This is a genomic window from Fructilactobacillus sanfranciscensis, assembly GCF_029023685.1.
Taxonomy (GTDB): Bacteria; Bacillota; Bacilli; order Lactobacillales; family Lactobacillaceae; genus Fructilactobacillus; species Fructilactobacillus sanfranciscensis.
Window position 1 is genome coordinate 721,197 of the sequence record NZ_CP118925.1, and the last position, 23,629, is coordinate 744,825.

At 31.5% G+C, this 23,629-nt stretch carries 22 protein-coding genes and 1 other RNA gene; 15 read left to right on the forward strand and 8 right to left on the reverse strand.

Annotated elements, in window-relative coordinates; genetic code table 11:
• Window positions 1-82: 82 nt before the first annotated feature.
• On the forward strand, window positions 83-1,048 hold the full coding sequence (locus PY770_RS03660; protein WP_163601164.1) for a polyprenyl synthetase family protein: 966 nt from the start codon (window positions 83-85) through the stop codon (window positions 1,046-1,048).
• Here the strand turns inward: PY770_RS03660 and cydC are convergent, their stop codons facing one another.
• From cydC to PY770_RS03685, 5 genes are read right to left on the reverse strand one after another with little or no spacing between them, the layout of a single operon-like run.
• Window positions 1,049-2,794, reverse strand: a complete 1,746-nt coding sequence (gene cydC / locus PY770_RS03665; protein WP_275045783.1) for a thiol reductant ABC exporter subunit CydC — start codon at window positions 2,792-2,794, stop codon at window positions 1,049-1,051. It abuts the gene before it with no gap.
• Entirely contained in the window at window positions 2,787-4,529 is a 1,743-nt protein-coding gene (cydD, locus tag PY770_RS03670) for a thiol reductant ABC exporter subunit CydD (RefSeq protein WP_103428763.1), read from the reverse strand. The genes cydC and cydD overlap by 8 nt, the downstream gene beginning before the upstream one ends.
• A 19-nt stretch (window positions 4,530-4,548) precedes the next feature.
• On the reverse strand, window positions 4,549-5,583 hold the full coding sequence (gene cydB / locus PY770_RS03675; RefSeq protein ID WP_275045784.1) for a cytochrome d ubiquinol oxidase subunit II: 1,035 nt from the start codon (window positions 5,581-5,583) through the stop codon (window positions 4,549-4,551).
• Window positions 5,580-7,019 carry a cytochrome ubiquinol oxidase subunit I gene (locus PY770_RS03680; protein ID WP_275045785.1) on the reverse strand — a complete coding sequence of 480 codons (1,440 nt, stop codon included), beginning with the start codon at window positions 7,017-7,019 and terminating at the stop codon, window positions 5,580-5,582. The genes cydB and PY770_RS03680 overlap by 4 nt, the downstream gene beginning before the upstream one ends.
• Window positions 7,020-7,044: 25 nt before the next feature.
• Window positions 7,045-8,220 (reverse strand): NAD(P)/FAD-dependent oxidoreductase, encoded by a 1,176-nt coding sequence (locus tag PY770_RS03685; protein ID WP_275045786.1) that lies wholly within the window; start codon window positions 8,218-8,220, stop codon window positions 7,045-7,047.
• A gap of 222 nt (window positions 8,221-8,442) precedes the next feature.
• Between PY770_RS03685 and PY770_RS03690 the strand changes: the two genes are divergently transcribed.
• The 3 genes from PY770_RS03690 to PY770_RS03700 all read left to right on the forward strand — a co-directional run bounded on the left by PY770_RS03690 (window position 8,443) and on the right by PY770_RS03700 (window position 10,397).
• Window positions 8,443-8,589: a transposase gene (locus PY770_RS03690; RefSeq protein ID WP_275045787.1), complete on the forward strand. Its 147-nt coding sequence runs from the start codon at window positions 8,443-8,445 to the stop codon at window positions 8,587-8,589.
• Window positions 8,590-8,866: 277 nt separating this feature from the next.
• The gene (locus tag PY770_RS03695; RefSeq protein WP_275045788.1) at window positions 8,867-9,409 is read left to right on the forward strand and encodes an IS3 family transposase; all 543 of its coding nucleotides are present in this window, start codon (window positions 8,867-8,869) and stop codon (window positions 9,407-9,409) included.
• A 76-nt stretch (window positions 9,410-9,485) separates the two neighbouring features.
• Window positions 9,486-10,397, forward strand: coding sequence for a prenyltransferase (locus PY770_RS03700; RefSeq protein WP_275045789.1), 912 nt, complete (start codon window positions 9,486-9,488; stop codon window positions 10,395-10,397).
• Between the two features lie 38 nt (window positions 10,398-10,435).
• On the opposite strand, the gene PY770_RS03705 is transcribed toward PY770_RS03700, so the two are convergent.
• Complete coding sequence (locus PY770_RS03705; protein WP_103429056.1) at window positions 10,436-12,742, reverse strand: transglycosylase domain-containing protein; 2,307 nt, start codon at window positions 12,740-12,742, stop codon at window positions 10,436-10,438.
• A gap of 11 nt (window positions 12,743-12,753) precedes the next feature.
• A complete protein-coding gene (recU, locus tag PY770_RS03710; protein ID WP_275045790.1) occupies window positions 12,754-13,356 on the reverse strand; it encodes a Holliday junction resolvase RecU in 603 nt (200 codons plus the stop codon).
• Window positions 13,357-13,481: 125 nt separating this feature from the next.
• Here recU and PY770_RS03715 point away from each other — a divergent pair, with 125 nt between their 5' ends.
• From PY770_RS03715 to PY770_RS03735, 5 genes are all read left to right on the forward strand, one after another.
• A complete protein-coding gene (locus tag PY770_RS03715; RefSeq protein WP_103423515.1) occupies window positions 13,482-14,051 on the forward strand; it encodes an SLOG family protein in 570 nt (189 codons plus the stop codon).
• 64 nt (window positions 14,052-14,115) lie between these two features.
• Window positions 14,116-14,508, forward strand: a complete 393-nt coding sequence (gene gpsB, locus PY770_RS03720) for a cell division regulator GpsB (RefSeq protein WP_275045791.1) — start codon at window positions 14,116-14,118, stop codon at window positions 14,506-14,508.
• 14 nt (window positions 14,509-14,522) lie between these two features.
• Window positions 14,523-14,904: RNase P RNA component class B (rnpB, locus tag PY770_RS03725), an RNA gene on the forward strand.
• Between the two features lie 66 nt (window positions 14,905-14,970).
• Window positions 14,971-16,107 (forward strand): THUMP domain-containing class I SAM-dependent RNA methyltransferase, encoded by a 1,137-nt coding sequence (locus PY770_RS03730; protein ID WP_056958557.1) that lies wholly within the window; start codon window positions 14,971-14,973, stop codon window positions 16,105-16,107.
• Between the two features lie 26 nt (window positions 16,108-16,133).
• A complete protein-coding gene (locus PY770_RS03735) occupies window positions 16,134-17,243 on the forward strand; it encodes an NAD(P)/FAD-dependent oxidoreductase (RefSeq protein WP_163601093.1) in 1,110 nt (369 codons plus the stop codon).
• Here PY770_RS03735 and PY770_RS03740 read toward each other — a convergent pair.
• Window positions 17,236-17,640: a ribonuclease HI family protein gene (locus PY770_RS03740; protein WP_139555143.1), complete on the reverse strand. Its 405-nt coding sequence runs from the start codon at window positions 17,638-17,640 to the stop codon at window positions 17,236-17,238. The two genes, PY770_RS03735 and PY770_RS03740, sit on opposite strands and share 8 nt — an antisense overlap.
• A gap of 30 nt (window positions 17,641-17,670) precedes the next feature.
• Here PY770_RS03740 and PY770_RS03745 point away from each other — a divergent pair, with 30 nt between their 5' ends.
• From PY770_RS03745 to PY770_RS03770, 6 genes are read left to right on the forward strand one after another with little or no spacing between them, the layout of a single operon-like run.
• A complete protein-coding gene (locus PY770_RS03745) occupies window positions 17,671-18,063 on the forward strand; it encodes an EbsA family protein (RefSeq protein WP_056958561.1) in 393 nt (130 codons plus the stop codon).
• A gap of 1 nt (window position 18,064) precedes the next feature.
• Complete coding sequence (gene lspA / locus PY770_RS03750) at window positions 18,065-18,520, forward strand: signal peptidase II (protein ID WP_139555144.1); 456 nt, start codon at window positions 18,065-18,067, stop codon at window positions 18,518-18,520.
• Window positions 18,521-18,523: 3 nt separating this feature from the next.
• A complete protein-coding gene (locus tag PY770_RS03755; protein ID WP_014081997.1) occupies window positions 18,524-19,444 on the forward strand; it encodes an RluA family pseudouridine synthase in 921 nt (306 codons plus the stop codon).
• 5 nt (window positions 19,445-19,449) lie between these two features.
• The gene (gene pyrR, locus PY770_RS03760; RefSeq protein ID WP_103423519.1) at window positions 19,450-19,983 is read left to right on the forward strand and encodes a bifunctional pyr operon transcriptional regulator/uracil phosphoribosyltransferase PyrR; all 534 of its coding nucleotides are present in this window, start codon (window positions 19,450-19,452) and stop codon (window positions 19,981-19,983) included.
• A 31-nt stretch (window positions 19,984-20,014) separates the two neighbouring features.
• Window positions 20,015-21,100: a carbamoyl phosphate synthase small subunit gene (locus tag PY770_RS03765; RefSeq protein WP_275046098.1), complete on the forward strand. Its 1,086-nt coding sequence runs from the start codon at window positions 20,015-20,017 to the stop codon at window positions 21,098-21,100.
• Window positions 21,093-23,621, forward strand: a complete 2,529-nt coding sequence (locus PY770_RS03770) for a carbamoyl phosphate synthase preATP-grasp domain-containing protein (RefSeq protein ID WP_275045792.1) — start codon at window positions 21,093-21,095, stop codon at window positions 23,619-23,621. The genes PY770_RS03765 and PY770_RS03770 overlap by 8 nt, the downstream gene beginning before the upstream one ends.
• Window positions 23,622-23,629: the final 8 nt, after the last annotated feature.

Genomic DNA, 23,629 nt, shown 5'->3' on the forward strand with positions numbered 1-23,629 from the left:
AGTCATTCGTGCTTTTTTATTTTAATCAGTTTTAATATGATAAAATATAACTAACAAAAAACATTAAGGAAAAATAAAATTCATGGACTATAGTTTATGGGAACAGTTTCCAAATTTAGAAAATAAATTAAAAAAAACTCAAAAAATCATGATTAATCAAATTAATATTGATAATTCCAAATTCAAAAAAGGAATTGATGATTTGATTAATGGCAATGGTAAGATGATTCGGGCAGCCTTACTTTTATTATTCAGTGAGTATGGTCCTAATAATAATGATCTAATTTTCGAAAAGGCGGCATCATCAATAGAGATTATTCATTTAGCTTCTTTAGTTCATGATGACGTTATTGATGAATCTGATTTGCGTCGTGCTGCGAAAACACTCAATAAAAAATTTGGTCAACACGAAGCAATTTACTTAGGAGATTATTTATTTACTCGTTATTTCAAATTACTTATCGAATACGCACCTGACAAAAATAATTTAAATTTTAATATTGAACTAATCCAATCTATTTTGGATGGCGAATTACATCAAAGTCTCTCGAAAGATAATCTAAAAAGATCTGAAACTGATTACTTCAAAGCCATTAACGGAAAAACATCTGCTTTATTTATAAATAGTGCTGCAGAAGGTGCTATTTTAGGTGGTGCTGATGAAACAACTGTTAAATTAGCTGAACAAATTGGTTCCAAGTTAGGAGACTCTTTTCAAATTAGAGATGATTTACTTGATTTTAATCCTACCTATAAGACTGGAAAACCAAAACTCGAAGATGTAACTGAAGGAATATATACACTTCCAATTATTTATGCCTTGCGAACTAGTTATAAAGAAGAGTTACTAAAGATACTAAAAAAAGATCAGCTGGATTCAGCTGATCTTCAAAAAATTCAAATTATAATCGAGACGAGTGGTGGGTTAAAACAAGCTCAACAAAAATTAGAAAAAACCTTAAAAGAGTGTAAACACTTAATTGATAAATTACCTGATGGTATTTCCAAAAATACTTTAAACATGATTATTGAAAAATTATTCAAATAATTAATCTTGAACAATCCCTTGATCCATAGCATATAGCTTACGGTAACGGGGGTTGTTTTTATATAGTTCTGATGGGGTACCTTCCATCTTAATTGAACCATTTTCTAGGAAAATAACTTGATTCATGTTTGATAAACCTTGAAGATGATGGGTTACCCAAATAACTGTTTTTCCTTTAAGTACTCTATCTAATGTCTTAATTAAATCATTTTCTGTAATTGGATCAAGCCCAACCGTTGGTTCATCCAGCAAAACAATCGGATTATTTTGTAGTAAAATTCTTGCTAATGCTAATCGTTGGCGTTGACCACCAGAAAAACGAACACCACTTTCGCGAACATTAGTATTGTAGCCATCTGGTAATGATTTAATATAATCTTCCAATCCTACATCTTTTATTGCTTGTTTAACATCTTCATTACTAGCATTTTCGTTTCCAATTCGAACATTATTCAAAACAGAAGTGTTGAATAGAAAAGGGTGTTGGTCTAAAACACTAAACCATTTAGCCTGATTGTTCTGTAATCTTGTCACATTAATTCCATCAATCGTTACAGATCCTTTAGTTGGAATTAATGATCCTAATAATAATTGAAGTAGAGTAGTTTTACCAACACCACTGGGTCCAATAATTGCTAATTTTTGGCCTCTTTTAACTTCTAAAGAAACGTTTTTAATTAAACTAACTGACTCGCCAGGATAATTAAACGTTACATCATTCATTTTGATTTCTTTAAAAGTATCAGGATTAGCAGCTGATTGATCAGGATTAGGTTTAATTTCATCATTTGAAAGCTTATTTAATCTAAGCACCGAATCCTTATACATTGGCCATTCTTCCATTGCTTGACTAACTGGAATAAAAGTATCCATCAAGGGAAAAACTCCTAAGACAAAAGCCGCAGCATAATTAGCCAGCGCTTGCGATGAGTTAAAAAACCAATTTGACCAAATTAAAGTACCAATTAAAATAATTGCAAACATAACTTTAACTAGTAGATCACGATTCCATTCATATTTACGAGTTCTAAAATTTGATGCATCTAATTTACTATCGTTTTTCGTAACTCGCTTTAAAAATCCATTTTTTCTCCCTGAAATCATCCAGTCACCAATTCCAAAGGTTGCATCGGTTAATTCACTATACGATTCATGAACCAATGATCGTTCATACTCCTTTGCAGCACCCCGCATCGCAACTGAAGCAAGGGGAATAAATAATAAGATGATTGCAAATGACATTAGCATGAATATGGCATATAGCCAGCTGATAACTCCAAGACAAAGGATTACGATAATTCCTGTAATGTAAGCAACTACCGTAGGAAAAATCGTTCTCAAATATAAATTTTCCAAATGATCAATATCTTCAGCTAAAATGCTAAGTAAATCTCCGGTTTGAAACTTACTAGTTAAAAACATGGCACTAGTCTCAAGTGTGGTATACAAACGCTTTCTTAATAATGAGGTAACCTTTAGCACCCAGTTATGACTATTGATCCGTTCCAAGTACTTAAATAAGGGTCTTCCTATCCCAAAAGCACGAGTTAAAAGAACTGGAACATAAACCACTAAAATATTATAGGGATGAGTAGCTGAGCGACTAATTAAATAACCAGCAACAAACATTAAACCGATGGCACAGAAAAACGTTAAAACGCCTAAGAAAAATACCAAAACTAATAGTTTTTTATATCTAGCTAGATAAGGTTTAATCCAAGTATCATTTTTAAATATTTTATGCATTTTGATCTGCACCTCGAATCTCGTCTATTAATTCTTTATAAATCCCATTTCTATTTATCAATTCAACAGGTGTTCCTTGTTCTACTAATTTACCCTCATCCATGACTAAAATATAATCCATATTTTGCATCCAATGAAGTCGATGAGTAGCAAAAATAACAAGATGATTTCTGAAAATAGGAAGCATTGTTTGCTTAAGCTCATATTCAGTTTCAATATCTAAATGAGCCGTGGGTTCATCCAGCAATAAAATTTCACGATTATCATCTAATAATGTTCTTGCGAGCGCAATTCGTTGTGCTTGACCACCACTAATTCCACGACCACTTTCTCCAATTTTTGTATCTAATCCAGCTTGTAAATCATTAACGAAATCCATTAATCCTGCTTTTTCAGCAACAACTTTAATTTGTTGTTTAGTGGTGTTTGGTTGATAAAAAGCAATGTTTTCAGCAATTGTACCGGCAAAAATATATGGATCTTGAGGAATATAACTAATGTGTTTTTGCCATTCTATTTGAGATAAACTATCAACTTTTTTGCCATTCACATCAAACGGTAATTGATCTGCATTCGATGGTTCAAGCCAACCACCTAGCATGTTTAAAAAGGTTGATTTACCAGAACCAGAGCGTCCCACAATTCCAATTTTTTTGTATCCTTTAACATTAAAATTGATATTTTGTAGAGCTTGACTTGTTTTATCGTAAGAGAAATTCAAGTCACTAATTTTTAGTTCACTAGTATTATTCCAACCAGTAAAATCACTTAATTTAATTTTACTAGTTGGGGATTTGATTTTTAAAATTTCAAAAATATTAGTTAAAGCATTTTTTCCATCCAAAGTAGCATGGTAATCATCGCCATAATCTCTAACTGGCAAAAAGTAATCTGGGGCAAGGACTAAAATGGTTAAAGCTGGTAATAATAAAATTTTACCATCAATTAAGGTAACCCCTAAGAAGACAGCCACAATTGCAATTGAAATTGTTGTAAAAAAATCGAGTGCAAATGTTGAAAGAAGGGCAACTTTCAACACGCTCATCGTACTTTTACGATAATTTTCACTAACTCGATAAAGGTTATCAGCATACTTATCACTAAGCCCAAAAAGTTTTAATGTTTTTAGTCCACGCATCGTATCAATAAAATTATTTGACATATCCGTAAAACCTTTATATTGACGTGCAGATTTTGCTTGTGCGGCTAAACCTAAAATAATCATAAAAATAATAATGATTGGGAAAACTAAAAAGAGGGTTATTCCTGAGATAAAGTTAATTAAAAAAATTGCAATTAGTAAAATTACAGGAATAATTGCCATATTAACAGTTTTTAGAATAATTAAATTAAAATAATTTTCAATTTTATCTGTTCCTTCAAGTGCCAAAGTAATTAAATGACCTGATCCGATTTGACTAATCATCCGAGGTCCAAGTTCAAATTCTTTAGTAAGTAATTGAGTTTTAATTTCACCAGTAGCTTTCGTTGCAAATCGATCAGTTATTTGACTTTCAATTCTTGTGATAGAATAACGAACAACAAAGGCTATAAAAAAATACAGCATTGGCAAGAGCAATGCTGTAATTTTTTTTAAGCTCCATGTATTAACGACTGCTACTGATAAGAAGTAAGCCTCTAATATAATTGCTAAAGATTGGATAGTTGCTAAACAACTAAGTTTAGCAATTAACTTTTTGACACCGGGAATAGACATGAGTTGTTTATCAAACATATAGATTCTCCAATCTTAATTAATATGTTTCACCATTATCCAAATCTTTTTTGAATTCTTCAAGTGAAATTCGATGCCATTGTGATACATAACTCCAGATGAAGTATGCAAGCATAATTGGCAAGAGAATTACTAACACAATTGTCATTATTACCAATGTGTATGGTGAAGATGAAACTTCCTTAATCAACAAGCTATGAGCAGGATTATTTGCAATTAAAACATAAGGGAATAATCCAGTAAAGATTAACATTACGATTAATGCAAATAATGATGAACTAGCAATAATTGCTTGAATTTCTTTATCAGTTGCTGCTGCAATTTGTCCCCAAACTGTCACAGCAACAATTAATACTAAGAATACTAATGTTGCTACAAGGTGACGTTCGTAGAAATTAGTTTGGAAATATAATGCAATTACAATTAATACTTCAACTGGATAAGCAATCCAATATAAATTATCAGCTAAACGAGAAGCATGATAACGAATTAATCCTTCAGTACGAAGGGCAATGTAATTTAATCCTTGATAAAGTGAAACTGCAGTAATACAAAGTCCACCAAGAATTGAAAGTGGGTTAACAACGTTATAAAAACTTACGAAGATATTTCCACCGGCATCAATTGGAAGGGGTTGGATCATATCAGTAAACAACATTCCTAATAAAAATGGAATGAACAAACATGAGATAAAGTTAACCCATAACCAGCCACGTTTTCCTTTTTCAGTTAACGCTGCATCAGAAAATTCAAAAGAAACTCCTCTAAAAATCAAAGCAATTAACACAAAGAATAAGAGGAGGTAGAATCCAGAAAATAAACTTGCATACCATCCAGGTAGAGAAGCAAACATTGCTCCACCAGCAGTAACTAAGAAAACTTCATTACCATCCCAGTGAGGTCCAATTGTTCTAAGCAATAATTTCCGTTCAGTATAATTAGATGCTAAAAATCTTGTAGCCATCCCAACTCCAAAATCAGCACCATCAAGTACTAAGAAGATTATGAAAAGTAAACCAATTACGGCATACCATAATAATTGTAAGAAACTCATTTTTCAAATGCCTCCTTAGAAAATGGATCTTCAAGATCATAATTAGTTTTATCACCTAAACCTTCAGGTCCTTCAAATAAGAAGTGTTTTGCATACATAATCATGAAGAAACCAAGAGTGGTAAATAATAAGAAGTAAACAATATTTGTAAACAATACTGAGGTAGCAGAAGTTGAAGGTGAAACTGCAGCTGCAATTGGAAGTAATCCATAAACAACCCAAGGATCACGTCCAAGTTCCGTAACTAGCCATCCACATGAGTTAATGATAAATGGTCCAAAAGTTGCAATTCCAAGAAGTAATGTTAGCCATTTTTGCTTTAAAATAGTATCTTTTTTCTTTCGAGAGAACCATAGTCCTAAAATTGCTAAACCAGCTAAAGCTCCAAAGCCAGCACTCATAATTCTAAACGCAAAAAATAGGGTGTTAACAGGTAAATTATAATTCATATTTTTGCCAAATTTTTTATTGTATTTTTTATGAAGAGCTTTGTTAGTTTGATCCATTCCAGTAACGGAACCTGAAAGTTTATGATAAGAAAGAACACTTAACATGTAAGGAACTTCAATTTTAAATTCTCCCTTATGATCTTTTTCATTAGTAATTTGGAATACCGTCCAGGGTGCAGGATTGTCGGTGTTTTTGTAAATACCTTCAGTTGCAGCAAATTTCATTGGTTGTTCTTTAATTAGGTATTGAGTTTGCATATCACCAGATAAGAAACTGCCAACACAAGCAAATAATACAATAATTAAACCAATTCTCATTGATTTTCTAAAAAACTTAGGTGATTTATTTCTGAAAAGCATAATTGCCGACAAACCAGCAACAATGAATGCTCCTGTAATGAATGCTCCAAAAATTACATGGGGAAATTCATACCATAATTGTTGATTCTTAAGTAATGCAGAAAAACTGGTCATTTGTACATGTCCAGTTGCAGCATTAATTTTATAACCAACTGGATGCTGCATAAAACTATTAGCAGCTAAAATCCAAAGAGCCGAAATTGATGATCCCAAGAATACTAACCAAATCATCAATGCATGCCAAGCTGGTTTTAATTTGTCCCAAGTAAACATCCAAACTCCAATGAAAGTAGATTCCATGAAGAAGGCAAGTAAAGCTTCAATTGCAAGGGGAGCTCCAAAAATATCTCCCATGAATCTTGAATATTCTGACCAGTTCATTCCAAATTGGAATTCTTGAATCAACCCAGTAACAACACCAACGGCAAAACTAAGTAGGAAAATTCTTCCCCAAAACTTAGTCATGGTTTTGTACATAGGATCTTTTTTAATCACATATAATGTCTCCATAATTGCGACAACTAAGACAAGTCCAATTGACATTGGCACAAAGAAAAAGTGAAAAATAGTTGTCATTGCAAATTGGAAACGAGCTAGTGGTAAAACACTAAGTCCTAAATTTAACATTATCTCTATTCTCCTTAATTAACAATTAGCTTTGAAGTGCGGCCTTAAGACCAGATAATTCAAAAGCTGAACGTTTAAAGATTGCATGTTTCAAAGGTGGTACAATAATTCCCTTGAGTTTAAGGTGAACACCTAATAAATTAATATCAGCAATTCCAGAATAAGGTCCAAGTGAACAAACAGTTCCTAATGAATTATACACAAACTTAACTGGTTGCTTATTTTGAAGTTTAGCTTCTAAATTTTTGACTGCATTAGTAGCTTCAACAATCGAAATTTGCCCAGTAGTAGGGTACATTCTTCCACTTTCTGGATCTTTAACAGCAGAAACATCACCAATAATGTATTCATTAGGGAAATCACTTAAACTCATATCGTCATTAACTGCAACCCGATCACGATGTTGATCATATCCGGCTTTAGCCATGATTTTATTACCTCGTACACCAGCGGTCCAAAAAGTAATGTTAGCAGGGAGGAAAATTTTATCATCGCCATAAATTACACCATCAGTTTTCACTTCAGAAACTGTCCCCCCCATGATAAATGTGATTCCTTTACTTTCAAGATATTTTTGAGCATAATCAGCGTATTTTTTATCAAACATTGGTAAAAATCCTGGAGCAATACAAGTGATTTTCATATCATCTTTAGCAAACCCATATTTTTTAGCCCACTTTGGAATTTGATAAGCTAATTCACCAAGTAATTCAATACTAGTAAAACCACCACCAACAACTGCAATCGATAATAATGATTTATCTTTAGTTTCTTGATACTTTTCTAAAACAGCCAATATTGTGTGGTAATCTTCTAAAGCATTATCAACATTACTAATTTTTAGTGCAATATCATCCGCTCCAGGAGTACCAAAAGTTTCTGGTTCAAACCCTAAAGCATTAAATAGATAATCAAAGTGAAGAGAGCCATTTTCAGCTAAATCAACTTCATTTTTTTCTCTATTAATATCAACAACTGTATCTTGAACAAACTTAATTTTGTCACTCACAGCATCACGAATATCCATTTCGATATTTTCTGGAACATTAGTTCCTGCGGCAATTGTGTGTAAAGCAGTTGCATCATAATGGTATGAGTTCTTATTAACTAAAGTAACGTTTAAATCCAACTTACTTTTAGCTAAAACTTTACATGCACGCATACCAGCATAACCGGCACCTAATACAAGTACATCAGTCATACACATTCGCCTCCTAATTTTTAAGTGACAATTTGTCACTTTATTTACTACCTACAATTTTAATTGTACTACAAATATATTAATATACCCATCTGCTTCTATACTGATAATTGGCACACAAATACTTAGACAATTTGTGTAAAATTATAATCAGATAGGAGTTTTTTATATGAAAAATCGTTCAAAAAGATATTCACTAGAATTTAAACAAAGCCTGTGGCTTTGTTTAATGATGAAAAGTTAGTCTCTGTAGATGATGGAAAACCAATCACAAGAAAAGACTTTTTAAAACTAAAGAAAGAGTATGAGGATTTAAAGGAAGAAAATGAAATTTTAAAAGCAGCGGCGATGATCTTAGGGAAAAAGTAAAACGAGAAACACATTTACCATTAATCAACCGATTTTTAGCTGAGAATCATCGCCTTACTATTATTTTAAAGGCCCTTCAAGTTCCCAGAAGAACATATTATAACTGGATAAATTACACTCCAAATTATAGAAAAATGTTAGAGGAAAAAGTCAAACCATTCCTAAAGGAAGCATGGTCTAAAAACTACAAAGCATACGGAGCCCCAAGACTTAAAGTAGCTCTCCAAAGAGAGCTAGGGATTAACTTTAGTATTAGAAGAATTACACGTTTACACGTTTGATGAAGGAGCTTGGAATTAGATCACTTATGTGTAGACGATTTAAAAAGCCAGGAACTCATGTTGATTATGATCAAAGACCAAATCTAATTAAAAATCTTAGTGGAAAGTCTATTTGGCGTGCTGATATTACCTATCTACAATTAGAAAAAGGTGTCTGGGTTTACTTAAGTACCGTCTTTGATGACCAGACCTATAAAATTTTATCTCAAAAGGTTTCAAAACATATGACTAGTAAATTAGTAAGCCATACTTTAATTGAAGCATTAAAGAAAAATAAAAAACCAGAATATTTACATTCAGATATGGGAAACCAATATACTAGTTCAATATTTGAGCATGTCCTTGAGGGACATGAAATTAGGCACTCTTACTCACAAAAAGGACATCCATATGACAATGGTCCAATTGAAGCATTTCATTCAATCTTAAAACGTGAGTTTGCCTTTCAAACTAGATTTACAAGTTTTGAAGATGTGGTATTAAAAACAGAAAATTATATTCACTGGTACAACACGGAAAGAATTAGAATAGCTGTCTAACTAAATTTGTGCCATTTATTGACATAGGAGCACCTTAATTGTAGTAAAATAAGGATATTAACGGGGAGGAATAAAATTGCAAAAATTACAAAAGGTTTTAAAAATGGTTAGATTTTATAGCTTAATTGCTACAATTTTGCCATTTGTTTTAGGAATTTCATTCACACTGTATTATTTCAATGCCATTAATATTTTAAATACAATTGTATTTTTATTAATTTGTTGTTTAATGCAAATGATTGTTAATTTACGTGATAGCATTAAAGACTATGATAATTCGAAAAACTTTGCGGTTGAACAAAATCAAGATGAGGTTTTTGCGAAAATTGTTCATGATAAAGATTTAAAGCAATTTAAACTACTATGTTATGCAATGATTCTAGCAGGGGTAATTTTAGCACTATATTTGGTTTACTTAACTAATTTTATAATTTTAGCATTAGGATTAGTTAGTACCTTAATTGGTTACCTATATACTGGTGGAAAATATCCGATTGAAAATGGACCATTAGGGGAACTATTTTCTGGCTTAACCATGGGTTATATCATCACACTTGCTTGCGTGTTAGTTAATATTCCTATTTCTGATTATTCGTGGAACTTAGTTTGGAAATTAATCTTTGTTTCTGGAATTGCAATTTTTGCCATTGCTAATATTATGTTAGCTAATAACACTTGCGATTATGATGCTGATATTAAAGTTAACCGTCATACTTTTGTTAGCTACGTGGGCAAGCAAGGAGCACTAAAAGTATATGCTACTTACTATGTTCTTGGTTACTTGTTATTGTTAGCTGCAATCATTTTACGTTACTTACCAATTGAAATGCTAGTCGTATTTTTAACCATTCCAGTAATTATGAAAAATACTAAAAAGTTTTTTGCAGTTCAAGTTAAAAAGGAAACATTTATTTTAACAATTAAAAATGATGTTACTTTATTAGTTAGTTCGCTAATTGGATTGTTCATTTATTTGATTTTAAAATAACAATAAAAAAAGGGTCGCTTTTAAAAGCGACCCTTTTTTTAATGACTACTATTTGTATTATCTGAAGCAGTAGTTGGTTTATTATCCGGTTGTGTTTGAGTATTACTAGTGTTGTTGCTATCAGCGTTATTATTTGTTGTATTTTGAGGATTATTATTCGATTGATTATTATTACTATTATTTGGGGTCTGTTCTGTAGGCGCATTAGTCCCATTATTAGTATGATTATTATTCGAATCATTCCCATTATTTTGCTGATTATTTTGATTTTGACTATTGTTGGTTACTGATTGATTATTATTTACTTGTTGATTTTGAGTCCCAGAAATTGATGAAGAAGGTTTACTATTCTGATTTTCACCATGTCCAGCAATATAATATTGATCATGACCATCTTTATATGTCTTAACAACATCACTAGGCTTTGACCAATCAGTATTTGGTAAACCTTCAGAAGCAGTTGACATAACAGCTTTATAGTAGTTCTGGGCAATAGTATATTGTCTTCCAGTAATTTCATGTCCTTCTTGGAATGGTTGATCATAACCAGTCCAAACTGACATTGAATAGTGTTTGGTATAACCTGTAAACCACGCATCCATATCTGAGTTATATGGAACTTTACTAATCCATTCTGAAGGGTATTGAGTTTGACCAGATTTACCAGCTTGATTCAAGCCAGAAATTCTAGCACTTGTCGCACTTCCATCGCTATTGTTAATAACACCTTTAAGCATCTGCGTCATGATGAAAGCTGTGGAAGCTGACATTGCTTGATTACTCTTAGTACTAAAGTTTTCAATATCACCCGTTGGAGTAACAACTTTATCTATTGTATAAGGCTTATAGTAAGTACCACCGTTAGAAAAAGCTGAGAAAGCAGCTGCTTCTTGTTCAGTTGAAACATAAGCTCCTAAACCATTTTGAAGAGTGAGTGGTTTCTTAAAAGTCATTCCTAATCCACTTAAGAAATCAGTGGCACGACCAATACCAACAGCACTTAAAGTACGTACAGCAGGAACATTCCTTGATTCAACCAATGCTTTTTGCATAGTCATATTTCCATCAAACTTATTGTCAAAATTTTCGACTTTAATATTTGTACCAGGATATGTGTAAGGGGTATCTTTAACCGTTTCGTAAGTGGGGTAGTTTAAATATTCAACGGCAGGTCCATAATCCATTAAAGGTTTAATGGTTGAACCACTAGATCGAGCCGTTTGAACTGCTCGATTCAATCCGAATAAGGTATTTTGTTTTCTTCCACCAAGCATTGCAACAACTTTACCATTATTAGGATCAACTACAGTTGCACCAATTTGAAAATCATTATTTGGAAATCCAAGACCGTTATCACTATCATTAGCTAATTTGTACATGTGCTTTTGCATATCCATATCAAGGTTCGTATAAACTTTGTTTCCCGCATCTAGCTTATATCCTTTTTGTTGTAGTTCCTGGATTACTTGACTAATATATCCATCTGCATACTTTTCATTTGCTTGAGTAGGATTACTTTCAGCACGTTTCTTATTAATTCCTTTTTCAATATCTTCTTTTTTAGCTGACTCCGCTTGCGCTTTTGAAATTGCTTTATTTTTAACCATCGCATCCAATACTTGATTACGACGATCTCTAGCGTATTCAGGATTGGTAACTGGATTATAAGAAACAGGCGCTTGTGGTAATCCAGCTAATAAAGCGGTTTGTGATAAATCTAACTCGCTTAACGGTTTATTAAACATTACATCTGAAGCAGTTCGCATCCCATAAGAGTTGTTACCCATATAAACCTTATTGATATAAAACTCTAAAATTTGTTGTTTGCTATAGTTACGGTCTACTTGGATTGCTAACCAAGCTTCTTGGGCTTTTCGCTTTAAGGTTTGATCAGAAGATTTAGTAGAAAAAACTGATAATTTTACTAATTGTTGAGTTAAAGTACTTCCACCTTGTAATCCGCCCCCACCAAAAATATTGCTAACAGCAGCTTCCATAATTCGAATTGGATCAATTCCTTTATCCGTGTAGAAGTGACGATCCTCAACTGAAATAATGGCATTTTTTAAATTTTCTGGTATATCTTGGGATTTAACATAGTCTCTATTTTGCATACCTAAACGAGAAATAACTCTTCCATCTTTATCATAAATAGTAGTTGAATTATCACTAGACAATGTACTATATGAAATGTGGGGGGAGGTAGCGGCGTAATAAGTAAACATTCCACAACCCATTAAAAATAGGACAAAGATAAAGAAAATAATCCATAAAACAATATGTCCAATTGGTCCCATGTGTCGCTTATTTTTTTTAATTCGCGAATATATTTCATCTGAGCTCATATTTTTCTCCTTTAATTTAAACTATCAATAATTTTTTTCACCGCATCTAAATATGGTAGAACGGGATTGATTTGATAATTAATTTTATATCCTAAATTTTCAAATTCCTTTTTAGAAATTGATTTTCTACCATCATTTTTCATTCGATTCCAAAAAGTAAATAAATTATCACTGTTTAAAACAAAAATTTCATTTAATTTTACGAATTTAACTAAGGCAAAACAAATCCCACCTTGTTCAACACATTTTTTCATATGAACAATTTGATGTTCATGAAAATTACTTAAGGGAAGGGAGGTCTTGTTCATCGTTTCTTTAGCATCAAAGTCAATGTATTTCCCCATATAAATTCCATTATAATCTGTAGTAGAAGCTTGCTTAAAATAAGCTTCTTTGATTACTGCAGCACTTCGTTTAGGATAATCAACTCTAACAATTTGGATGGGGGTCGGCTTTTTATGAATGACAGCAATATCTTTCATTAAATAATAGCTGTTACTGTCATTAATTTCTTGTTCTAATGTCATTCCACGGTCACCATAGTTAATGGGACGATCTTTGTTACTTCGATTAGAAGATATATAATTACTTCCATTAGGATACTTAATTGTCAAAAATCCAACTCCTTTAGAAGGTTTAACGTAATACGATAAGTATAATTCATTACGAATGATAAATGTAATACAATTATATCAATATCATAAAATTATTGAAAATTTAAATGTTTATAGGAGTTAAGATGACTCGAACTTGGATAACTGGATATCGAAATTATGAAATTGGAGTTTTTAATAATAACGATACAAAATTAAAAGTAATTAAACGAGCTTTAAAAAATGAAATAACTAATTTAATTGAAAATGGATGTGACTGGCTTATTACTGGTGGTCAGCTCGGGACTGAACAATGGGTAATTGAAATTGTTCACGAATTAAAAAAAGAGTACCCTGACCAATTCCAATTAGCAGTAATCGTTCCCTTTAGAAATTTTGGTAAAAATTGGAATGAAACAAATTATGGAAGATATCAGCAATTAATTAGCTCTGCTGATTTCTTTGCATCAACTAGCCAAAGAGATTACGAATCACCTCAACAATTGAAAAATTATCAATATTTTATGTTAACTCATACAGATAAAGCACTATTTTTATATGATACAGAAAATGAAGGTAAACCAATTTTTGACTATAAAGCAGCCTTAAAATATCAAAATCAAAATAATTATCCAATCCAATTAATTGAAATGGATGATTTGCAGGACGTAGCTGCCGAAATGGCAGAAGAAAATAAATCAAATCACGACATTTAGTTTTTTTGAATTATTGAATTATTGTGTTATAATGTTATAGTTAAGAAAAAAGAGGTGCATTAAAATGGAGAATATTAACTTCACACCAAAAGATATTCTACAAAAAGAATTCAAACAAAAAATGAGAGGTTATGATTCAACAGATGTTGATTCATTCCTCGACGATATTATTAAAGATTATGAAAGTTTTCAAAAAAACATTTCTGAAAAAGATCAACAAATTGACCAATTAAATTCAGAAAATCGTCAACTAAAATCTAAAATAATTGAGCTTAATAATCGATTGTTTGAAATGCCTAGAACGACGATTGATCCAGAAACAAGTGTAGATACACGTGGTACGCGCCAAGATAAAACTGTTCAGAAAAATCAAGAAAGTAATGTTTCAAACATGGACATTCTTAAACGATTATCAAATCTTGAACGTAAAGTTTTTGGCGAAAACTTAAATAATTAGGTATAATTGGTACATGCTCTGAGTAATCGCGGTTAGCTATATGCTGGCTGAGGAAAGTCCACTCTCGCACAGGCTGTGATGCCTGTAGTGTTCGTGCTCGGTGAAAAAATAAGCCGGGGGATTGTTTTTAACAATTACGGCGAAGGAAATAGCTAAGTACTTCGGTATATGCTACAGTACTTCCCAAGGTGCTATAGAGACGATTAATTCAAGAAATTGGATTACTGGAACGCAGTAAACCCCGCGAGCGGGAAACCCAAACTTTGGTAGGGGAGCTTTACACACGGAAACAGAACCAAGTGTAGGGCAGAAATCTTTTTGATTTCTGAGATAGATGATTACTACTCAATTGTTTTTCCTGATAATTCAATTGAGCACAAAACATGGCTTACAGGAGCATGTACCAATCAGGAAGAGTGGGTTTTCCCACTCTTTTTTTATATAATCAGAAAGGCAATATTTATGAAAAAATTTAAATTAATGGTAACTTGTGCGGCTGGAATTGAATCTTTGACTGCAAAGGAGCTTCGTGACCTTGGTTATGAAGTTGAAGTTCAAAATGGAATGGTCCTTTTCGATGGAACAATTGAGGATATTATTAAAGCAAATATTTGGTTAAGAACTGCTGATCGAGTAAAAATCATCGTAGGATCATTTGAAGCAAAAACTTTTGATCAACTATTTGAAAAAACGAAGGCTCTTTCATGGGAAAGTTTAATTCCGATGGATGGAAAATTTCCCGTTGAAGGACGTTCACAAAAATCAGATTTACATAGTGTTCCAGACGTTCAGGCAATTACTAAAAAAGCAATTGCTACTAAATTAGGTGATTTTTATCATCGTCGGACTCGTTTACCAGAAACGGGCGGATTATATCCACTAGAAGTACGAGTTAATAAAAATATGGTTTACGACTTACTTGATACAACTGGTCCAAGTTTGTTTAAACGTGGTTATCGAGTTGCTAAAGGTGATGCACCCCTCAAAGAAAATATGGCAGCAGCTTTAATCTTATTATCAAATTGGCACCCCAAAACCATGCCATTTCTTGATCCAATGTGTGGATCAGGTACAATTGCAATCGAAGCTGCTATGATTGCTAGAAATATCGCTCCTGGTATTCAAAGAGAATTTGTCTTTGACAATTGGGACTGGGTTCCTAAAGAAACAATTCGGAAAGTAAAAGAAGAAGCTGATGCACAAGCAGATTACGATTCTGAATTTGATATCTCAGCCAGTGATGTAAACGGTGAAATGATTAATTATGCTAAAGTTAATGCTCAAGAGATTGGACTACTTCATGATATTAGTTTTAAACAATTAGCAGTGCAAGACTTTAAAACAGATAAACAAGATGGAGTGGTAATTACTAATCCACCTTATGGACAACGATTAGGAGACTTAGAAGAAGCCGAAAGATTGTATCATGATTTAGGAGAAGTATTTATTCCAATGACTACTTGGTCAAAATATTATTTAACAAGTGATTTAAATTTTGAAAAATTTTATGGAAAAAAAGCTACAAAACGCCGAAAATTATATAACGGTCGCATTAGAACCGATTATTTCCAATATTGGGCAGAAAAAAAGCGTTCTTAAGTTAAAACTAATAGAAGGTGGATTTAATGGTACAAAAGATTGCAATAATTGGTGGGGGAATTGTTGGTTCAACTGCTGCTTATTATTTAAGCCAAGGTGAATATGCAAATTTTGAAGTTTCCATGTTTGATGAAGGAATTGGACAAGCAACCAAAGCAGCTGCAGGAATTATTTCTCCGTGGCTATCAAAACGTCGAAACAAAAAATGGTTTCGACTGGCGTCAGATGGCGCTGAACTTGTAGCAAAAATAGCACAAGAAACAAAAATGAATGATGACGCGTACGCTAACAATGGAACTATCATAACGCGTAAAAATAAAGAATCTTTGGATGAATTATATAAAATTGCTTTGGAAAGAGAAAAAAACAATCCTCAAATGGGGAGCGTTCAATATATTTCTAAAGATGAAATCAAAAATTTAATTCCAATTATTAAAAATTCTCCTTATGATGGATTATTTGTACCTGGTGGAAGTAGAATTGATGGAAATCTGTATTGTCAACATCTTTTAAATATTGCAATGAACCGTAATCTAAGCATTTATAAAGGCAAGGTTAAATTAATTAATGACAACCAGATTCTTTACAAGGGTAAAATATTTACTTTCGATAAAATCATTCTTGCTACTGGTGCCTGGTCAAAGGAAATATTAGCAAATTTAAAAATCAACTTAAATTTGCGACCACAAAAAGGCCAACTAATCGAACTACGAATTGCTAATAACGAATTTATTAATAAAATGCCAGTAATGATGCCTGAATCCGAATACGATTTTATTCCAGTTGGAAGAGAAAAATTAATTATTGGAGCTACACATGATAATGATCAAGGATTTGACTTAAAACATGAAAAATCTGTAGATATAGCACTTGTAAAAACTGCTAATAATTTAATTAATAATGTCAAAGCTAACGATATTATTCTTTCAAAAGTCGGCACAAGAGCATATACTGATGACTTTAGTCCATTTTTAGGAATGATTCCAGGACACCCTTCATTATTCATTGGAACTGGACTTGGTTCTTCTGGATTGACCACAGGTCCAATAGTATCCAAACTTATAGTTGATCTAATTAAAAACAAAAAAATTGACCTTAATCAATATCAAAAACCAATTTCAACTTATATTAATTAAGATCATGAAGTGCTTGATTCGCTAAATTATGTGCACCATGGTTTTTATTATCAGGAATCCAATTATTAAACACTAAGTTATATTCAGATTCCAATTCTAGAATCTGATTTACATAATTTTGATAATGCTTAGCATAACGCTTATTCAAACTATCAACTAAAATTTTACTATCAGAGAAAAAAGTCAATGTCACTTTATTATAATCTCTTTTACTAAGTTTTGATTTAAAAAAATTGAGTGACTCAATGCATGCCTTAAATTCAGCTTCATGATTATCGGCCGCTTTTCCATTAAATCTAGCTTGTATCTGGTTATGATTATCAACTAGCAAAACACCGATTCCAATAATATCTGAACTAGGGGATTTTGCTGCATCAGAATATAGTTTATAATACATTTGAATTCTCCATTTCGAAGGGATGTTTTTATGATAACTCAAAAACGAAAATTTTTATATCAACCTCAACTATTAAATAGTTGTATTTGTTGGAGTTGGACTTTAATTGTTTTATTAATTGGTATTATAGTTTGGTTAGAAATAACTACATTTCAAACAACTACTTTATTAATTTTTATTGTTTTTGCATTTTTAACTTGGATTCAAGTTTATTTTCGTAAATTATTTATTACAAAAAAGGAAATAAAAATTTGTAGTGTTTTTCATCCTTTTGGAAAGACGTTTTACCTTAAATCAATTTCCGATTTTAATTCAAAAAGAAATTCAATTTCTTTTAACATAGGTGGGAAACAGTATAAATTTTTAGTTCCTTCAAATTCAGCAATTGAATTGTCAGAAATACTAAATAAATCAGAGGATTAGATTGAATTCAAAAAAATATCATGTTTTACTTTTATTTATTACAATTATTTTATTAATCTTTGATCAATTGATAAAATTTCAAACAAGAGTAAACATTAAATTAGGTCAAGAAATAAAAATAATACCCAAAATATTATCATTTACATACTTACAAAATACTGGAGCCGCATGGAGCTTTATGGAAGGAAATTCAATTTTCTTTTTATTAGTTGCCATATTTGCAATCCTTGTTTTTATTTATTTATTGTACAAGTGTCGTAATGAATACTTTATATCTTTAGGAATAGCATTAATGCTTACAGGAACAGTTGGAAATCTAATTGACAGAATCAAGTTTGGTTTTGTAACAGATATGATTAAAATTGATTTTATTAACTTTCCAATTTTTAATGTTGCTGATATGTGTTTAACTTTTGGAGTAATTATTTTATTATTTTCGCTGTTAAAAGAGGAGTAGGGATTGAAAGAATTAAACTATCAAGTAATGATTCAAGGTCCAAGATTAGATAAGTCGATATCTGAAACAATTTCAGATATTAGCCGTTCTCATGCTAATGAATTAATCAAGCAAAATTTTGTTAAAGTTAATGGTGAATCTCAAAAGGCTAAATATAAAGTAAAAAAAGGTGATGAGATTACCGTTGAGGTTCCTGCGCCTCAAAAATTAGATTTAGAACCAGAAAACATTAAACTTGATATTATATATGAGGATAAAGACGTTCTTGTAGTTAACAAACCTCAAGGAATGGTCGTTCATCCTGCACCTGGACATCCCAATCATACTTTGGTAAATGCATTGTTGTATCATACAAATTTGCCTAATATAAATGGAACATTTCGTCCTGGCATTGTACATCGAATTGATAAAGATACTTCTGGTCTGCTTATGGTGGCAAAATCTGAAGTCGCTTTAAAATCTTTATCACAACAATTAAAAAATAAAACTAGTCGTCGCAAATACATCGCATTGGTTCATGGATCAATTAAAGAAGATACAGGAACAATTGATGCACCACTTGGTCGTTCACCTAAAGATCGAAAAAAACAAGCAATTGTTAGTGATGGTAGAAATGCTGTAACTCATTTTAAAGTACTAGAAAGATTTGGTAATGATTATACGTTAATTCAATGCCAGCTAGAAACTGGAAGAACGCATCAAATTAGAGTTCATATGAAGTATATTAATCATCCTTTAGTTGGTGATCCACTTTATGGTCCAAGGAAAACAATTAAAGGAAAGGGTCAGTTTCTTCATGCTGCTGAACTAGGTTTTAAACATCCAACAACAGGTGAAGAAGTAAACTTTGAGACTCCATTACCAGAAATATTTAAAAAAACGCTTAATAATTTAAGAGATCAATACCATACAAAAGAGGTTTAATAATTATGCAAAATGAAAAAGTAGTTCTAAACGGCATGGCTATGCAACGAGCCTTAAACCGTATTACCTATGAAATTATTGAAAAGAATAAGGGTGTAGAAAACTTAGTTTTGATTGGTATCAAAACTAGAGGGGTTTTTCTTGCAAACCGAATTGCTAATCGTTTAAAAAAATTAGAAAATACAGATATTCCAGTAATTGAATTAAATATTACAAAATATCGTGATGACAAAAAAACTAGTGTGAATTCAAGTGAACAAGTAGCTGAAAACGTAGTTAATATTGATAATAAAAATGTAGTTTTAGTTGATGATGTTCTTTTTACTGGTCGAACTGTTAGAGCTGCTTTAGGTGCTATTAATGAAATTGGTCGTCCAAAAAGAATCAGTTTAGCTGTCCTTGTTGATCGCGGACATCGTGAAATTCCAATTAGAGCTGACTTTGTTGGTAAAAATTTACCAAGTTCAAAAGATGAAAAAATTAATGTCTTAGTTTCTGAAATTGATGATCGTGATGGAGTTGAAATTACAAAAGAATAATTAACAAATTGATTGTAAGGTGGTGATTGTGTTGGGAAAAAGATATCTAATTCTTGATGATGGTAGCTCATTTGCGGGGGAAGCCTTTGGTGACCTTTCTAATGCTACTGGTGAATTAGTTGTAAATACCAATTTTAACAATTATCAAGAAGCATTAACTGATCCTTCGTACCATAATCAGATTATAACTTTTGTACAGCCATCCATCGGTAATATTGGTATTAATCCCAAAAGTTATGAATCAATTATGACCTCAGCAAAGGGAATTGTGGTAAATGAAGCCGAAAATATTTCTTTTTCACATTTAAAAAACATGTCTTTAGATTCCTTTTTAAAGGAGCGCCATATCCCAGGAATTTGTAATATTGATACACGACAAATTCAGAAACATATTCGTAAACATCAGATAAAAAAAGCTAGTATTGTAAATAGCAATGATGAACATGCATTTGATCAGTTACAAGCTGCTGTATTAAGTAATCAACAAATTCAATCAGTAGCAACGCCTAAACCATATCTAGTTCCCGGAACAGGAATAACAGTAGTAGTTGTTGATTTAGGGCTAAGAGAAAGTATTATAAGACAGTTATCAAAATTAAATTGTAATATTATTGTAGTTCCTTGGAATATCAATTTTGCCGACATTAAGAATTTAGATCCCGGCGGAATTGTTATTTCATCTGGACCTGGTTCGCCTGATGAAATTGACCCAATTGTTATTAAAAATATTCTAGCAATTCAAAAAGAATTACCATTATTGGGAATTGGATTAGGTCACGAGCTAATTTCAATTGCTAATGGTGCAAAAGTAAGTCGTATGAATTTTGGTACACATGGAAGCAGTCATCCAGTTCGAAAAATAATTACGAATGAAATTGTATATCCTAATCAGGCAACGGATTATGCTGTTAATCCTGAAACAATTGATTCTTCTAAATTAATTATTACTTATGTAGATTTAATAAATGGAACAATCCAAGGAATTAGAAGTCGTGATTATCCTACTTTTTCTGTTCAATTTTTTCCTGAAAGAATTAATGACTTAGATGATACTCTTGATATATTTGATGAATTTATTGAAAGTATTGAAGCACATAGGAGGTCAATTAATGAATGATATTAAAAAAATTCTAATAATTGGCGGTGGTTCTTCAAATATTGGTCATGAAGGCGAACAAGATGCAGCTGCATTCCAAGCTATGTTATCTTGGTCAAGGATTGGAATTAAAACACTATTAATTGATGATAATCCATACTCAATTATGTTTTCTGAAATTCCTAAAAATAATTTATTTATTAAAAAAATAACTTTAGAAAATGTTGAGGCAATTATTCAGTCTGAAAATATTGATGCTATCACCCCAATTTATGGTCAAAAAAATGCTCTTAAAATTATTAAAAATTTAAATAAAAAGGGCGTTCTACATGACCATAATATTAAAATTATTGGATTAAATGCAGACAATATTAATCTTTTTGGTGGTATAAAAAATAATACCGAAAAAATGGCTAAAAATTCATTATTAGCTGGTCGATTACTAGAGAATGATATTCCAATTTTAAAAACTAATGTTGTTTCAAACTTTGATGAATTGAGAAATAGTATTAATGAAATGGTTTTTCCAATTGCTGCTAAAGCAATTAAAGCTAGCAAATATGGTAGACGTCATATTTTTCAAAATATTGAGCAACTTAATAACGATATTTATGATTTATTTCAACAATCTAAAGATAACAAAGTTGCATTGGAACGAGAAGTAGGTGGCTACAAAGAAATTGGAATCGTAGCAATTAGAGATATTGACGGTACTAAAATGGTCATTTCTTCACTAGAGGATATGAATGCTGTTGGTTTAAATTCAACAGATTCAGTCGTATTCGCGCCTGCTCAAACTTTAAACGATGCTCAACTACATATTATCAGAGCAATTTCATTTAGAACCATGGACTGTCTTGGAATTAAGGGAGTTTGTCATATACAATTTGCTTTAAATTCAAATAATAATGAATGCTTTGTTATTAAAGTAAATCCATTTTTTAACTCACAAACAGCAATTGCAGAAAAAGCTACTGGTTATCCATTAGCTAGGGTAGTTGCATCAATTTTATTAAACGTACCTATTTCAGATATTAAACTACCACCAAGATTTCACAAACTAACTTCAATTTTGCAACCAATTAGTGATCACGTAACTGTTAAAATGCCTGTTTGGCCATTCGATTATCTTCCTAATGCAATTAATAAATTAGGCTCTAAAGCAAAATCAACAGGTTCATCAATTGGAATTGGTAGAAATGTTGAAGGCGCATTTATGAATGCTCTTCGTAGTTCACAACCAAGTCCTAAAGATGTCTTACCTAGTTACAGTGATTTAACAGAAGATGAGCTTATTAATGAATTGATTCATCCTACCGACATTCAGATTTTAATTCTTTTTGAAGCAGTAAATCGTGGATATTCAACTAGTGATTTATCTGAATTAACTAAAATTGATGAATTTTTCTTTGTTATCATCAGTAATATTTTAAAACAAATTAAAAAAGTAAAGAATAATCCTTTAAATCCCAGCGTCCTTTTGAATGGAAGTAAATTTGGGTTTGGAACAGGAATGTTTTGTCATTATTGGAATGCAACAAATTCAAAAATCAATCGAATTGCGATTGAAAATAATATCTACAAGACTTATAAAATGATTGAGCCAACTGGAGGAAAATTCGTCGAAAAAATTGACTCCTTTTATGGTAGTTTTGAGTATGAAAGTGATACTAGTCAATTAAGTAATCATAGTGCCTTGGTTATTGGTAAAGGACGTAATCATTTAGGACCAAATATTGCAGCAGATGTTTATACAGCAGAAATGTTAATTCATTTACATAAATTAGGGCTTAAAACCATTATTTTAAATAATAACCCTAATTCTGTAAGTTTAATTCCTTCTATTAGTGATAAACAATATATAGAACCTGTTCAACTTGGAGATATTTTAGATATTGTTAAACTTGAAAAGCCAGAATATATATTTGTTCCCGGAAATCGTCATTATTTGATTAGAGAGTTAAATAAATTAAGTAATACAAAGATTGTAGTGTTACCCCCAGATCAAAAAAAGGGTAGTTGGAAATCAAGTAAAGCAGATTTTGCTTTTGATTTTTTAGTATCAAAAGATAGTATAAATTTAATTACTAGTGTGGGATTTTCATCGCAAGATGATAACTCTCACAAAAATATTGAAAAACAAACTGATTATTTTATTCCTTATAAAAATAAATCTTTAAATTTTAATCATCTTTTAGATAATGCAATTTTAGAAATCAAAAAACATCAATTAACTGGATTAATTCAAGTTGTATTTAGTTTGAATGAAAAAGGACAAGCTACTGTGTCTGGAGTTTCACCTTTACGAATTACAGAAACGCTTTTCTTAAATTTAGCTACCCATATAAATTGGATTGCAATTTTAATGAAAATGTATACTGGTCACTTTAACATTGGCGAAGTAGAAAAACTAATATCGAATGTTAACTTTAATGATAAAATAATTGTCATGCAGACTAAATTCCCTTTTAACTCATTGGAAATTTCAAATGGAATAAAAAATCGTTCTTTGGAAATCGGTGCAGAAATTTTATATAAATAAAAGAGTCA